At 68.2% G+C, this 13,186-nt stretch carries 14 protein-coding genes; 6 read left to right on the forward strand and 8 right to left on the reverse strand.

Annotation, left to right across the window (positions count from 1 at the left end):
* The first annotated feature begins 23 nt into the window (after window positions 1-23).
* Window positions 24-1,151: an acetoin utilization protein AcuC gene (locus IAI58_RS10800; RefSeq protein ID WP_207446037.1), complete on the forward strand. Its 1,128-nt coding sequence runs from the start codon at window positions 24-26 to the stop codon at window positions 1,149-1,151.
* Window positions 1,152-1,159: 8 nt separating this feature from the next.
* Window positions 1,160-1,627, forward strand: coding sequence for a DUF192 domain-containing protein (locus tag IAI58_RS10805; protein WP_207446038.1), 468 nt, complete (start codon window positions 1,160-1,162; stop codon window positions 1,625-1,627).
* On the opposite strand, the gene IAI58_RS10810 is transcribed toward IAI58_RS10805, so the two are convergent.
* Both IAI58_RS10810 and IAI58_RS10815 read right to left on the reverse strand, forming a co-directional pair.
* Window positions 1,624-2,649 (reverse strand): MBL fold metallo-hydrolase, encoded by a 1,026-nt coding sequence (locus IAI58_RS10810; RefSeq protein ID WP_237182306.1) that lies wholly within the window; start codon window positions 2,647-2,649, stop codon window positions 1,624-1,626. The two genes, IAI58_RS10805 and IAI58_RS10810, sit on opposite strands and share 4 nt — an antisense overlap.
* The gene (locus IAI58_RS10815; protein ID WP_237182323.1) at window positions 2,646-3,455 is read right to left on the reverse strand and encodes an ATP-binding protein; all 810 of its coding nucleotides are present in this window, start codon (window positions 3,453-3,455) and stop codon (window positions 2,646-2,648) included. Before IAI58_RS10815 ends, IAI58_RS10810 begins: the two co-directional genes overlap by 4 nt.
* Before the next feature lie 183 nt (window positions 3,456-3,638).
* Between IAI58_RS10815 and yajC the strand changes: the two genes are divergently transcribed.
* Window positions 3,639-3,980: a preprotein translocase subunit YajC gene (gene yajC / locus IAI58_RS10820; RefSeq protein ID WP_207446040.1), complete on the forward strand. Its 342-nt coding sequence runs from the start codon at window positions 3,639-3,641 to the stop codon at window positions 3,978-3,980.
* A gap of 80 nt (window positions 3,981-4,060) precedes the next feature.
* Here yajC and IAI58_RS10825 read toward each other — a convergent pair whose 3' ends face one another.
* A complete protein-coding gene (locus IAI58_RS10825; protein WP_207446041.1) occupies window positions 4,061-4,699 on the reverse strand; it encodes a superoxide dismutase in 639 nt (212 codons plus the stop codon).
* Window positions 4,700-4,850: 151 nt separating this feature from the next.
* On the opposite strand from IAI58_RS10825, the gene IAI58_RS10830 reads away from it, so the two are divergent.
* Window positions 4,851-5,693, forward strand: a complete 843-nt coding sequence (locus IAI58_RS10830; protein ID WP_207446042.1) for a squalene/phytoene synthase family protein — start codon at window positions 4,851-4,853, stop codon at window positions 5,691-5,693.
* Here IAI58_RS10830 and IAI58_RS10835 read toward each other — a convergent pair.
* Entirely contained in the window at window positions 5,690-6,181 is a 492-nt protein-coding gene (locus IAI58_RS10835) for an Lrp/AsnC family transcriptional regulator (protein WP_207446043.1), read from the reverse strand. The two genes, IAI58_RS10830 and IAI58_RS10835, sit on opposite strands and share 4 nt — an antisense overlap.
* A 129-nt stretch (window positions 6,182-6,310) precedes the next feature.
* On the opposite strand from IAI58_RS10835, the gene IAI58_RS10840 reads away from it, so the two are divergent.
* Window positions 6,311-7,567: a D-amino acid dehydrogenase gene (locus tag IAI58_RS10840; protein ID WP_207446044.1), complete on the forward strand. Its 1,257-nt coding sequence runs from the start codon at window positions 6,311-6,313 to the stop codon at window positions 7,565-7,567.
* On the opposite strand, the gene IAI58_RS10845 is transcribed toward IAI58_RS10840, so the two are convergent.
* From IAI58_RS10845 to IAI58_RS10860, 4 genes are read right to left on the reverse strand one after another with little or no spacing between them, the layout of a single operon-like run.
* Window positions 7,568-8,380: a MetQ/NlpA family ABC transporter substrate-binding protein gene (locus IAI58_RS10845; RefSeq protein WP_207446045.1), complete on the reverse strand. Its 813-nt coding sequence runs from the start codon at window positions 8,378-8,380 to the stop codon at window positions 7,568-7,570. It abuts the gene before it with no gap.
* A gap of 18 nt (window positions 8,381-8,398) precedes the next feature.
* Window positions 8,399-9,211 carry a MetQ/NlpA family ABC transporter substrate-binding protein gene (locus IAI58_RS10850; RefSeq protein WP_207446046.1) on the reverse strand — a complete coding sequence of 271 codons (813 nt, stop codon included), beginning with the start codon at window positions 9,209-9,211 and terminating at the stop codon, window positions 8,399-8,401.
* 23 nt (window positions 9,212-9,234) lie between these two features.
* Window positions 9,235-9,900, reverse strand: coding sequence for a methionine ABC transporter permease (locus tag IAI58_RS10855; RefSeq protein ID WP_207446047.1), 666 nt, complete (start codon window positions 9,898-9,900; stop codon window positions 9,235-9,237).
* A gap of 2 nt (window positions 9,901-9,902) precedes the next feature.
* Window positions 9,903-10,985 carry a methionine ABC transporter ATP-binding protein gene (locus tag IAI58_RS10860; protein ID WP_207446048.1) on the reverse strand — a complete coding sequence of 361 codons (1,083 nt, stop codon included), beginning with the start codon at window positions 10,983-10,985 and terminating at the stop codon, window positions 9,903-9,905.
* Window positions 10,986-11,419: 434 nt separating this feature from the next.
* Here IAI58_RS10860 and IAI58_RS10865 point away from each other — a divergent pair, with 434 nt between their 5' ends.
* Window positions 11,420-13,078, forward strand: a complete 1,659-nt coding sequence (locus IAI58_RS10865) for a DEAD/DEAH box helicase (RefSeq protein WP_207446049.1) — start codon at window positions 11,420-11,422, stop codon at window positions 13,076-13,078.
* The last annotated feature ends 108 nt before the right edge of the window (window positions 13,079-13,186 follow it).

Here is a 13,186-nt window from a genome sequence, read left to right on the forward strand (position 1 = left end):
ACCGAAGGCGCCGAAGAGGACATATGAAGCCGCTGCTGATCGGGTCCGAGATCTACCGGAACTCCACCTATGGTCCGAAACATCCCCTGGCGATCCCGCGCGTCTCCACCACACTGGATCTGATCCGCACCCTCGGCTGGATGGACCCCGCACGCACGCTGGACAGCCCCATGGCCACGGTGGCGCAGCTGACGCGCTTCCATACCCCGGCGTACATCGCGGCCCTGAAGGCGGCGGAGGCGGAGCGGGATGTTCCGGCGGAAGTCCGGTCCCGGCATCACATCGGCGCCCATGGGAATCCGGTCTACAAGGAGATCTTCCGCCGCCCCGCGACCGGCGCCGGCGGCGTCTTGCTGGCCGCCGCGCTGACGGCGGAGGGGGGCATCGTGCATGTGCCGGGCGGCGGCACCCATCACGGCCGCCCTGATCGCGCCAGCGGCTTCTGCTACCTGAACGACCCGGTGCTGGGGTTGCTGGCCTGGCTGGAGCAGGGCCTGACGAACATCCTCTACCTTGATATCGACGCGCATCACGGCGATGGGGTGCAGGACGCTTTCCACAACGACCCGCGCGTCTTCACCCTCTCAGTGCATGAGGGGAACCGCTGGCCCTTCACGGGGCGGCTGGAGGACAGGGCCGGCGGCCATGCCCGCAACATCCCGGTGCCGCAGGAACTGAATGACAGCGAGATGGACTGGCTGCTGCACCATGCCATCCTGCCTCTCATCCGCCATCTGCGCCCGCAGGCCATCATGCTTCAATGCGGCGCCGATGCGCTGGAGGAAGACCCGCTGGCCCGGCTTTCCCTCTCCAACAACGCCTACTGGGCCGTCGCGCGGGCCGTCAGGGACGCCGCGCCCAGGCTCATCGTGCTGGGGGGCGGGGGCTATAATCCCTGGTCGGTCGGGCGCTGCTGGGCCGGTATCTGGGGCGTGCTGGATGGCCACCATCCGCCCGAGCGCCTGCCGCCGGAAGCCGAGGCGGTGCTGCGGGCCCTGGTCTACAACCGCGCGGCCGGGCGCAGCCCGCCGGAGCACTGGTTCACCACGCTGCGCGACCTACCCCGGCCCGGCCCGATCCGATTAGAAATCCGCCATCTCGCCGAGGCGACGCTGGAAGGGCTGCCCCAACCGGCTGGTGGTATGGCATAAGCCTTACCATGCGCCGCCGCCTCCTGCTGGCCTTGCCAGCCCTTCTCGCCACCGCCGCCCGAGCCCAGACCGGGCCGCAGCCACGCCTGCCGACCGAGCCGCTGGTGATCGTCACCCGTGACGGCAAGAGGCACGGCTTCACGGTGGAGATGGCATTGTCTCCGGACCAGCAGACCGTCGGCCTGATGTTCCGGCCGGAGGTGAAGCCCGATGAGGGAATGCTCTTCGACTGGGGCACGCCGCGGGAAAGCGCGATGTGGATGCGTAACACCATCACCTCGCTGGACATGGTCTTCATCAACGCGGATGGGCGCGTCCGCCGGATCGCGGAGCGGACGGTGCCGCAGAGCCTGGCGACCATCGAGAGCCATGGCCCTGTGCGCGCGACGCTGGAATTGGCCGCCGGCACGGCGGAGCGCCTGAACCTGCGCCCGGGTGACCAGGTGCTGCAGCGGATCTTCGGTAACGCGCCTTAATTCGTCGTCAGCGGCACGACGAAGGTCTGGCCGCAGCCAGGCACCACGAAATCCTCCTCCGGGATGCCAGCGGCGGCCAGGGCGGCGGCCAGGGCGCGCGGGGGCTCGTCGATCGCCTCCTGCGTCAGCCTGAAGGTGCCGAAATGCATGGCCAGGGCCTGGCGGGTGCGCAGGGCCTGGAAGGCACGGACAGATTCCTCCGGGTTCATATGCACCTGCTGCATGAACCAGCGCGGCTCATAGGCGCCGATCGGCAGCAGCGCGAGGTCGAAGGGACCGGCGAAATGGCCGATCTCCTCGAAATGGGCGCCCCAGGCCGAATCCCCGGCGAAACAGACATGCCCCCCTCCGCCGGCGTGCAGGCCGAAGCCGCCCCAGAGCGTGCGCCCCCGGTCGAGGAGCGTCCGCGCGCCGACATGACGCGCGGGCAGGTAGGTGGCGGTCGCACCTCCCGGCAGCGGCGCCTCCTGCCACCAGTCCAGCTCAACCACATCCTTGAGGCCATGCCGTGCCAGCAGGGCGCCATTCGCCAGCCCCGTCAGGATAGGGGGCGCGAAACGGTCCCGCAGGCGCTGCAAGGTCGGAATGTCGCAATGGTCGTAATGGTTGTGGCTGAGCAGGACGGCGTCGATATGGGGCAGGGCGTCGAAATCCAGCCCGGGACGGCGCACACGCTTCGGGCCGGCGAAGCGGAAGGGACTGCAACGCTCGCTCCAGATCGGGTCGGTCAGCAGCGTCGGGCCGCCGTGGAAGCGGATGAGGAAGGTGGCGTGGCCGATGAAGGTCACGGATACATGCCCCTCCGGGGGCGGCGCCGGGGCGGGGTAGGGCGGGTCTTCCACCCAGGCAGGCCATGGCGTGCCCTGGTTCCTCTCCCGCATCAGCCGCCAGACCTGGGCCGAGGTCGGTCCGGCGTGGCTGCCATCGGGGTTGAGGAAAAGTCCGTTCCGGCGGACGGCGCCCTTCGGGCGCGGCCGCGCGGGCTGCCTCGGCCCAGGCGGCTCCTGGGGGGATCCGTTCATCGGGCCGGTAACGCCACGCCCAGCCGCCCGGCGAGGTCCATGATGAACTGCCAGGCCACGCGGCCGGAGCGCCCGCCCCGCGTGACGGACCATTCCACCGCCTGCCGCCGCAGCTCCTCCGGCGCCACGTCCAGGCCCAGATCGGCAGCATAGGCCTCGATCATGGCGAAGAAGGTGGACTGGTCGGCGTTATGGAAGCCGATCCAGAGGCCGAAGCGGTCGCTGAGGGAGACCTTCTCCTCCACGGCCTCGGCCGGGTTGATGGCAGTGCTGCGCTCGTTCTCGATCATGTCACGCGGCATCAGGTGCCGGCGGTTGCTGGTGGCATAGAAGAGCACGTTGGCCGGGCGCCCCTCGATGCCGCCATCCAGCACGGATTTCAGCGCCTTGTAGTCCTGATCCTCCCGCTCGAAGGAGAGGTCGTCGCAGAAGACCAGAAAGCGGCGCGGGCTCTCGCGCAGCAGGTTCAGCAGCTCGGGGAGCGTGCGGATATCCTCCCGCTGGATCTCCACCAGCACCAGGGCGCCCGGCACCTCCGCATTCGCGGCCGCGTGCGCGGCCTTGACCAGCGAGGACTTGCCCATCCCGCGCGCGCCCCAGAGCATGGCGTTGTTGGCCGGCAGCCCGCGGGCGAAGCGCAGCGTATTCTCCATCAGCAGCCGCTTCTGCTGCTCGACCCCCTGGAGCAGGCCTATCCCGACCGCCGCCACACGCTTGACCGGTGCCAGATGCGCCGGAGCGCCGTGGCTGCCCAACGGGTGCCAGACGTAGGCGTCGGCGGCCGTCAGGTCGGGCTTTACGGCCATGGGCGGGGCCAGCCGCTCGAGCGCGGCGGCGATGCGTGCCAGGGCCGGAAGCAGCGGATGGGGGGCGGTCTCGGACACTGGCTGCACTCCGGCACTCTGAAGATGAAACTCAGGCAAGGTTGACTGCACAGGCCGGCAAGCTAGTTTCGCGCCCGTCACCCGGCAAGACGGAAGCCCCGCACAATGTTCATCTCCCCCGCCTATGCTCAGGACGCAGTTGCCGGTGGCGCCAGCGCCATGATCATGCAGCTGGCCCCCCTGATCCTGATTTTCGTGGTGTTCTACTTCCTGCTGATCCGCCCCCAGCAGAAGCGCGCCAAGGAACACCGTAACATGCTGACCTCTCTGAAGCGTGGTGATCGCGTCATCACCGGCGGCGGTATCCTCGGCACCGTGACCAAGGTGAAGGACGGCAACGACGAGATCGAGGTCGAGGTTGCTCAGAATGTGCGCCTGAGCGTGGTGCGCAGCACCATCGCCAGCGTCATCCGCCCAACCGCGGCCAACGACGTCAAGGCCGGCTGAGCTCAGGCTTCGAGGCACGAAAAAGGGCGCCGGGGGAAAACCCCCGGCGCCCTTCTCGTATCCGCGGTCTGCGGCGGAGATCAGGCAGACTGGCCGGACTTCAGGCCGCCCTGGTTCATCAGGCCCTCGACAACTTCCCAGTTCACCAGCTTGTTCAGGAAGTTATCCAGGTAGTTCGGCCGGACGTTGCGGAAGTCCAGGTAGTAGGAGTGCTCCCACACATCCGCGCCCAGGATCGGCGTGCCTTCGCCCGTCGCGATCGGGTTGGAGCCGTTCGGCGTCTTGGTCACCTTCAGCTTGCCGCTGTTGTCCATGACGAGCCAGGCCCAGCCGGAGCCGAACTGCGTCACGCCCGCCTGCTTGAAGGCTTCCTTGAACTGCGCGAGGCCACCGAAATCCTCGTTGATCTTGGCGCCGATCTTGCCCGGCAGGCTGTCGCCGCCCCCGTTTGGCTTCATCACCTGCCAGAACAGGATGTGGTTCCAGTGCTGGCCGGCCTGGTTGAGCACCGGCAGGCCATCGGCGCCCGCCTTGCCGGCGTCGGCGACGATCTGCTCCAGCGACTTCCCGGCCAGACCCTTGCTCTCGATCAGGCCGTTCAGCGCGGTCACATAGGCCTGATGGTGCTTGCCGTGGTGCAGCTCCAGCGTCTCCTGGCACATGCCGGAGGAGGCGAGGGCGGAGGTGTCATAAGGCAGCGGAGGCAGGCTGAAGGCCATGGCGCGATACTCCCGAACTGGGTGAAGAGGCCGCGGCAAGTGCCGGGGCCGATGGGGCGATTCGTAACCGCATTGAGAGCTAGGCTCCACCCCCTGGCTCGTCAAGCAAGCCGGAGCTTGCGTGCTGGCGCGGTCCGTTCATAACGCCGGCATGCCTGATGCCGCGCCGCTGTCCGAGCTTGCCGCCTTCGCGCGGCGCAATGATCCCGACCGATTCCTCTGCGCCCTCTTCGCGCCGCCGGAAGCGCGGGAAACGCTTTTCCTGCTCACCGCCTTCAACCATGAACTGGCGCGCGCCCGTGCCGCAACCACCAACACCATGACCGGGCTGATCCGCCTGCAATGGTGGCGAGAGGTAGTGGAGCAGGCCGCCGCGAATACACCTCCCCGGCGGCACGAGATCGCCTTGCCGCTGGCCGAAGCGATCCGCGCAGGGCGCCTGCAGCCCGAGGAGCTGATGCTTCTGATCGATGCGCGAGAGCCGGAGATGGAGGAGGAGGTGCCCAGCCTGGAGGCGCTGCAGGCCTTCCTGCGCGGCACCGCGGGGGGCTATGCCGTCATCGCGGGTCGAATACTGGCGGCACCGCCGGCGGCCATGCCCGGCCTTCAGGCGATGGGCGCGGCCTATGGCATGGCCAGCCTGCTGCGCGGCACCGCGAGCCTGGCAGCCCAGGGACGCTGCCTGTTGCCGGTGGATCTGCTGGGGCAGCACGGCCTGACGCCGGCCGATGTGGTGCGGGACCCACGCGCCCCCGCTATCTCGAAGCTCGGCAGGCACATGGCGGCCGGTGCGCTGGAATCGCTGCGGCATGCGCGCGCGAGCCTGTCCGGGACCCTGCCGCGCGGCGCCGTGGCGGCAGCCCTGCCGGGCCGGCTGGCGTCGCGGGACCTGCGCTTCATCCTCTCCGCCAGCTGGAACCCGGCGGAACCGCCGCCTCCGCGCGGTCTGGGAGACCGTCTGGCCGTCATCTGGGGCGGCTGGCGGGGCCTCTAATCCTCCACCCAGGCGGGTGACACGCCATGCACGACCGTGCGTATCGCGAAGGCTGACTGAATCCGCGCCACCCCTGGCATCCGGGAAAGCTGTTCCTTGTGGATACGCTCGTAATCCGCGGCGTCCCGCGCCTCGACACGTAGCTGATAGTCGGAGGCTCCGGTCATCAGATAGCATTCGCAGACCTCCGGGCATTGCCGGACGGCGGCCTCGAAGCGGTTGAAGGCGTCCTCGGTCTGCTTCTCGAGCGTGATCTGCACGATGACCACGGTGCGGGCCTGGGGCGCCGGGTCCTCGATGATGGCCGTATAGCCGCGGATGATGCCGCTGCTCTCCAGATGCCGGTGCCGCCGCAGGCAGGCGGAGGGCGAGAGGCCCACGGCCTCCGCCAGATCGGCATTGCTCATCCGCCCGTTGGCCCGCAGCAGGCGCAGGATCTTACGGTCGATGCCGTCGAGGGCCGGGGAGTACAGAATCTTGTTTGTCACCGCAGATTCTTCTTATGCGCCTGGTGGAAATCGCATTCCCTGCCAGTGATCGCAAGCACCTGCTGCCTGATCGGGCCTAGGCTCAGGTGTTCGCGCCGGGATCCGGCGCGCGTCGGAGCATGGCTTGAGATGAAGGTTCTGGTTCTCGGTGCTGGCGTCGTCGGCACCACCTCGGCTTGGTACCTGGCTCGCGCGGGGCATGAGGTGGAGGTGGTAGACCGCCAGTCGGGCGCGGGGCTGGAGACGAGCTTCGCCAATGCCGGCCAGGTGTCCTTCGGCTATTCCTCGCCCTGGGCCGGGCCAGGCATCCCGTTGAAGGCGCTGAAATGGATGTTCATGCAGCACAGCCCGCTGGTGATCCGCCCGCGCATGGACCCGGCGCAGTGGTCCTGGCTGTGGCAGATGCTGCGGAACTGCACCGAGACCGCCTACCAGACCAACAAGTCCCGGATGGTGCGGGTGGCGGAATACAGCCGCAGCGCCCTGGCCGATCTGCGCGCGGAGACGGGCATCCAGTATGACCACCGGGAGCGCGGCACCTTGCAGCTCTTCCGCACGCAGCAGCAGCTCGACCATGTCGGTGACGACCTTCGGGTGCTGAAGCAGTATGATGTCCCCTTCCAGGTGCTGGACCCCGCCGGCTGCATCTCGGTCGAGCCTGCGCTGGCCCGCGTCCGGGAGAAGTTCGTCGGAGGCCTGTATCTGCCGGGCGACGAGACGGGCGACGCCCATATCTTCACGCAGCGTCTGGCGGCGCTCTGCGAGGAGAGGGGGGTGCGCTTCCGCTATGGCACCTCAGTGGACCGTTTCCTGGTGGAAGGCGGCGACATCGCCGGCGTGCAGACCAGCGCGGGCGTGCTGAAGGCCGACCGCTACCTGCTGGCCATGGGCAGCTATTCGCCCATGCTCGCGGCGCCGCTGGGGCTGAAGGTGCCGGTCTATCCAGTGAAGGGCTATTCCATCACGCTGCCGGTCGCCGAGGATGCGGCCGCGCCGGCGTCTACCGTGATGGACGAAACCTACAAGATTGCCATCACCCGCCTGGGCGACCGCATCCGCGTCGGCGGCACGGCCGAAATCGCCGGCTTCGACATGACGCTGCATGAGGAGCGGAAGGAGACGCTGCTCCATTCCGTGCGTGACCTCTACCCGGAGGGGGGCCGCTTCGAGGAGGCGAAGTTCTGGACGGGGCTGCGGCCGATGACGCCGGACGGCACGCCGATCATCGGCGGCACCACTTATCCCAGCCTGTTCCTGAACACCGGCCATGGCACGCTGGGCTGGACCATGTCCTGCGGCAGCGGAAAGCTGGCCGCCGATCTGGTCGGCGGCCAGCGGCCGAATATCGAATACGCGGACCTGGCGCTGTCGCGCTACGCCGCCTGATCAGGCACCCACGATGACCGCGCCGCCGAAGGTCTTCTCCACGAAGTCCTTCACGGCGGGATCGGCATAGGCGCGGGCCAGCTTCTGCGCCCAGGGCTTGGCCTCATCGCCGCGGCGCGTCACCACCAGCACGGTGTAGACGCTGTCTGCGCCTTCCACCGCCAGGGCTTCCTTCACAGGGTTCAGCCCGGCCGGCACGGCATAGTTGCCGGTGATGGCGGCGGCATCGACATCGTCCAGGCTGCGCGCGATCGAAGCCGCCTCCAGTTCCACGATGCGGATGCGCTTCGGATTCTCGGCGATATCGGCCACCGTCGCCCTGAAGTCTGCGCCGTCACGCAGCTTGAAGACGCCAGCCTTGGCCAGCAACAGCAGCGCGCGTCCGCCATTGGTCGGATCGTTGGGAATGGCGACGCGGGCGCCGTTTGGCAGATCCGTCAGCGTCTTCACCTTGCGGCTGAAGACGCCCATCACCGTCAGCACCGTCCTGCCCACCGGAACGAAGTCGAAGCCGCGCTGCTGCTTCTGCGCGTCCAGGAAGGGCTGGTGCTGATAGGTGTTGATATCGATCTCGCCCGCGGCGAGCGCGGCATTCGGCTGGATGAAGTCGGAGAACTCCGTGATCTTGATCACGAAGTTCTCGCGCGCGAGCACGTCGCGAGCCACTTCCAGCACCTGCGCGTGCACGCCGGAGGTTACTCCGACGCGCAACGGGCGGGCAGTCGTGCCGACCTCCGCTGCCTGCGCACGAAGGACCGAAGGCAGTAGCAGCGCGGCGGCACCGGTCAGGGTCAGGGAGCGTTTGGTCAGCATGGCTCAGATTCCTTTGTGTCAGAAGGCCGGAACGACCGAGCCCTGGAAGGTCACACGCACGAAATCCTTGATCTCGTCATTCTGGTAGGCGGCCAGCAGCTTCTTCACCCAGGGCGCGTTCGCGTTGTCGCGATGCACGGCGATGAGGTTGGCATAGGGGCTGTCCGCGCTCTCGAGCGCGATCGAGTCCTTCACCGGATTCAGGCCGGCAGGGATGGCGAAGTTGGTGTTGATGGCGGCGGCTTCCACCTCATCCAGCGCGCGGGGAATCTGGGCGGCTTCCAGCTCCAGGATACGCAGGCGCTTCGGGTTCTCCGTCACGTCGGCCACCGTGGCGCGGAAATCGGCGCCGTCGCGCAGCTTGAAGGCGCCATTGGCCGCCAGCAGCACCAGGGCGCGGCCGCCATTGGTGGGATCGTTCGGAATGGCGATGCGGGTGCCATTCGGGATATCCGCGACCGCCTTGTGCTTGCGGGAATAGATGCCCATCGGGAAGACCAGAGTCTTGCCCACGGCCACCAGCGGCAGGCGGCGGTCCCGCACCGTCTGGTCGAGGAAGGGCTGGTGCTGGTAGCTGTTGGCATCCAGGTCGCCATCCGCGACGGCGGCATTCGGCGTGATGTAGTCCGTGAAAGGCACGATCTTGATCACCAGCCCGTCGCGGGCGGCAATCTCCTGCACCTTCTCCATCACCTGGCTGTGGGGGCCAGCGGTAGCGCCGACGGTCAGCGGGCGCGCGGCGGTGCCGATCTCGGGCTTCTGCGCGGTGGCCGCGGCGGCGAAGGGCAGGGCGAGGCCGGCACCGAGCAGGACACGGCGATTGATGGTCATCTGGCGGCTTCCTTCTAAGTCGATCAACGGCGGCGGACGCGCCGCACAAGCCAGTCGCCCAGGGACTGCAGACCCTGAACGAACAAAATCAGCACCAGCACGACGCTGGCCATCACCTCCGGCATGAAGCGCTGGTAGCCGAAGCGGATACCCAGGTCGCCCAGGCCGCCGCCGCCCACCGCGCCGGCCATGGCGGAAAAGCCCACCAGGCTGACCAGGGTAACCGTCACCGCCGCGATCAGGCCCGGCATGGCTTCCGGAACCAGGACCTTCCAGAGGATCTGCATGCGCGTCGCGCCCATCGCGCGGGCAGCCTCCACGACACCGCGGTCCACCTCGCTGAAGGCGCTTTCGAACAGGCGTGCGATGAAGGCCGTGGCCGCCAGAGCCAGCGGGACGATGGCCGCGGTGGTGCCGATCGAGGTGCCGGCCACCATGCGGGTGAAGGGGACGATGGCCACCATCAGGATGATGAACGGCGTCGAGCGCACGGCATTGACCAGCAGGCCCAGGGGCCGGTTGATGAAGCCGTTCCGCGCCAGCCCGCCCGGTGAGGTCGCGTGCAGCAGCAGCGCGAGCGGCAGTCCGCAGGCGACGGCGATCAGCGCCGCGCCGCCGACCATCATCAGCGTTTCCCAGGCGGCCTCGATGAAGAGGTCCTGCAGGGTCGGGGTCAGCCAGGGGATCATGGTCAGATCGCCTCCGCCAAGGGGATGTCCAGCGGGGTCACGGTCAGGCCCAGCTCCTCGAACCAGGCCACCGCCTCATCGAGCTTCGCGGCGGGGCCGTAGGCCGCCAATGCCATCAACCCGAAAGGCTCCCCCGCGATCTCGTCGATGCGGCCGGATATGATGTCGAGATCGATGCCGAAGCGGCGGGACGCCTCGCTGATCACGGCGCGCGTGCTGTTGGGGCCGGCGAAGAGAACCTGCAGCAGCCGCTTCTCCTCGCCCGGCCGCCCCTCCGGCAGCCGTGCCACGGTGCCGCGCGGCACGGAATGGCCGATGGTGCTGGCGATGAAGCTGCGCGTGGTCGGATGGGCGGGGCGGGTGAAGACGTCGAAGACGCGGCCTTCTTCCAGCACCTTTCCGGCTTCCATCACAGCGACGCGGTCGCAGATTTCCTTCACCACCGCCATCTCATGCGTAATGAGCAGCACCGTCAGGTCCAGCTTGTCCCGCAGGCGGCGGATCAGGCCGAGGATGTCGTGCGTCGTCTCCGGGTCCAGCGCGCTGGTCGCCTCGTCGCAGAGCAGGATGCGGGGACGGGGCGCCAGGGCACGGGCGATTCCCACCCGCTGCTTCTGGCCACCCGAAAGCTGCGCCGGATAGGCATCCGCCTTCTGTGAGAGGCCGACCAGGGAGAGCACCTCGGCCACCCGCGCCTCGCGCTCATCCTTCGATACGCCGGCGACTTCAAGCGGGAAGGCCACGTTCTCAGCGACGGTGCGCGAGGAGAGCAGGTTGAAGTGCTGGAACACCATGCCGATGCCGCGCCGGCGCTGGCGCAGCGCGCGGTCGCCCAGCAGCATCAGGTCCTCGCCCAGCACGCGAACCTCGCCCTGCTGCGGCCGCTCCAGCAGGTTCACGCAACGGATCAGAGTGGATTTGCCGGCGCCGGAGCGGCCGACGATGCCGAAGATCTCGCCCTCCGCGACCTGGAGGGAGACGCCATCCAGCGCGCGGGTGACGGCACCATCACGGCCAGGGAAATGGCGGATCAGGCCATTCAACTGTATGGCAGGCCCGGGTCGTCCGGGCAGGGATGTCGACATATGATTTCCGGAAGGCAGACCGAGAGGACTCGGTGAAGGCGGAACGATCCGGGGCTGGCGCGTTGCGCGGTCTGCCCCTAGGTGATCAGTCGAAATCTAGTTTCGACAAGGGCGGCACATCATCTTCACCGGCGTCCTGGCGCTTTAGCGGTTGGTGTCGCGGCGCAAGCTGCATGCGTCAAATTCCGCGGGAAACGGCGTGCATTTCCACTATCCACAATGGCGGGTGTCTTGTTCTCACGCAAGCGGGTCGTGGGTGTTTAAACCCATGCACTGTCTGCATATCTCCATCCCTATACGCATGACAAAGATGCAAAGTTCCGCAAACCCATATAGAAGGCGCCGTATCGCAGGGGACGATGTGCACATGGCACCGCACCTGCCGCGGCCGATGCTGCTCCTTTCACGCCCTGCTGCCGGATTTTCCATTACCAATGCCGTTTTCTGACTCCTTGCCCGCCGTGCTGCTGCGCGCCCTCCATGAGCGCGGATATGACGAGCCCACTTCAGTCCAGTCCGCTGTACTCGACGCCGAGACACGTGGCCGCGACCTGCTGGTCTCGGCGCAGACCGGATCGGGCAAGACCGTTGCCTTCGGTCTGGCCATCGCGCCCGACCTGATGGGCGAGGCCGACCACCTGCCGCAGGCCCGCACCCCTCTGGCCCTGGTGGTGGCGCCGACGCGTGAACTTGCCTTGCAGGTGAAGACCGAACTCGCCTGGCTCTATGCGCCTGCGGGTGGCCGGGTGGTCAGCTGCGTCGGCGGCATGGACCCGGTCGCCGAGCGCCGGGCGCTCTCGCAGGGCGCGCATATCGTTGTCGGCACCCCCGGCCGCCTGCGCGACCACCTGGAGCGCGGCAACCTCGTGCCGGATGCCCTCCGCGCCGTGGTGCTGGACGAGGCCGACGAGATGCTCGACCTCGGTTTCCGGGAGGAGCTTGAGGCCATCCTGGACGCGGCCCCGGAAGGGCGCCGCACCTTGCTCTTCTCGGCCACCGTGCCGCGCGCGATCGCGGTGCTGGCCGAGAGCTACCAGCGTGACGCGCTGCGTATCGCTGCCAGCCAGGAAGGCGGGCAGCACGGCGATATCGAATACAAGGTTGCCGTAGTGGCGCCGCATGATGTCGAGCGCGCCGTCGTGAACCTGCTGCGCGCCTCCGATTCCCCGCGTGCCATCGTCTTCTGCTCGACCCGTGCCGCCGTGGCGCGCCTGCATGGCAACCTGAACGAGCGCGGCTTTCTGGCCGTGGCCCTCTCAGGCGAATTGACGCAGGCTGAGCGCAGCCGCGCCTTGCAAGGCCTGCGCGATGGCAAGGCGAGGGTCTGCGTCGCCACCGATGTGGCGGCGCGTGGCATCGATCTGCCGGATCTCGGCCTGGTCATTCACGCCGAACTGCCCAAGGAGCCGGAGACGCTGCTGCATCGCAGTGGCCGCACCGGCCGCGCCGGGCGGAAGGGCGTCAGTGTCCTGGTTGTCCCCGCGAGCCGCCGCCGGATCGCGGAGCGTCTACTGGCCGCCGCCCGGCTGAAGGCGACCTGGGGCGAGGCTCCGAACGCCGAAGAGATCCGTGCCCAGGATGCCGAGCGGCTGGCGGTGGAAGCCAAGGCCCTGGCTGCCGAGGAGCCCACGGCCGAAGAGCTGGAAGCCGCCCGGGCGCTGCTGGCTGAAAGCAGCGCGGAAGCACTGGCGGCGGCACTGCTGCGCGTGCTGCGCGCGCCCCTTCCGGCTGCCGAAGAGCTGTCTCCGGTCGTTGAGGACCGCCGCCCGCCGCGCGCGCCCCGCGCCACGCAGGAAGGTGAGGGCGCCTGGTTCCGCATGAATGTCGGGCGCGATGGCCAGGCCGATCCGCGTTGGATCCTGCCCTTCCTTTGCCGCCGCGGCCATGTGGCGCGGGACGAAATCGGCCGTATCCGCATTCTCGGGCGTGAGACGCGATTCGAAGTGGCCGGCCATGCCGCTGCCCGCTTCGCCGCCGCGGCGCGCCGGCCGGATCCGGCCGAGCCGCACATTCGCGTCGAGCCGCTGCCGCCGGGTGCCGGTGAGGACCACGGCCGCCGCCAGGAAGGCCGCCAGCGCCGCCATTCCCACTGACCGCCGGGCTTGGCATGTCATCCTTCGGGAGTGACATGCCAAGGCGGACTTGACCTCCTTCAAATGCCCGTGCTTCACGGCAAGGAGGCTGCGCGCCCTTTTCCGGAG

Origin of the sequence: Roseomonas marmotae, from assembly GCF_017654485.1 — a bacterium.
In the GTDB taxonomy this organism is placed as follows: domain Bacteria; phylum Pseudomonadota; class Alphaproteobacteria; order Acetobacterales; family Acetobacteraceae; genus Pseudoroseomonas; species Pseudoroseomonas marmotae.

What these genes read in the sequence shown, in the direction of transcription:
- IAI58_RS10800 (WP_207446037.1), top strand. Translation starts at nt 24, where the DNA reads ATGAAGCCGCTGCTGATCGGGTCCGAGATCTACCGGAACTCCACCTAT.
- IAI58_RS10860 (WP_207446048.1), bottom strand. Translation starts at nt 10,985, where the DNA reads ATGTCGACATCCCTGCCCGGACGACCCGGGCCTGCCATACAGTTGAAT.
- IAI58_RS10825 (WP_207446041.1), bottom strand. Translation starts at nt 4,699, where the DNA reads ATGGCCTTCAGCCTGCCTCCGCTGCCTTATGACACCTCCGCCCTCGCC.
- IAI58_RS10840 (WP_207446044.1), top strand. Translation starts at nt 6,311, where the DNA reads ATGAAGGTTCTGGTTCTCGGTGCTGGCGTCGTCGGCACCACCTCGGCT.
- IAI58_RS10805 (WP_207446038.1), top strand. Translation starts at nt 1,160, where the DNA reads ATGCGCCGCCGCCTCCTGCTGGCCTTGCCAGCCCTTCTCGCCACCGCC.
- IAI58_RS10810 (WP_237182306.1), bottom strand. Translation starts at nt 2,649, where the DNA reads ATGAACGGATCCCCCCAGGAGCCGCCTGGGCCGAGGCAGCCCGCGCGG.
- IAI58_RS10845 (WP_207446045.1), bottom strand. Translation starts at nt 8,380, where the DNA reads ATGCTGACCAAACGCTCCCTGACCCTGACCGGTGCCGCCGCGCTGCTA.
- yajC (WP_207446040.1), top strand. Translation starts at nt 3,639, where the DNA reads ATGTTCATCTCCCCCGCCTATGCTCAGGACGCAGTTGCCGGTGGCGCC.
- IAI58_RS10855 (WP_207446047.1), bottom strand. Translation starts at nt 9,900, where the DNA reads ATGATCCCCTGGCTGACCCCGACCCTGCAGGACCTCTTCATCGAGGCC.
- IAI58_RS10815 (WP_237182323.1), bottom strand. Translation starts at nt 3,455, where the DNA reads ATGGCCGTAAAGCCCGACCTGACGGCCGCCGACGCCTACGTCTGGCAC.
- IAI58_RS10865 (WP_207446049.1), top strand. Translation starts at nt 11,420, where the DNA reads ATGCCGTTTTCTGACTCCTTGCCCGCCGTGCTGCTGCGCGCCCTCCAT.
- IAI58_RS10830 (WP_207446042.1), top strand. Translation starts at nt 4,851, where the DNA reads ATGCCTGATGCCGCGCCGCTGTCCGAGCTTGCCGCCTTCGCGCGGCGC.
- IAI58_RS10850 (WP_207446046.1), bottom strand. Translation starts at nt 9,211, where the DNA reads ATGACCATCAATCGCCGTGTCCTGCTCGGTGCCGGCCTCGCCCTGCCC.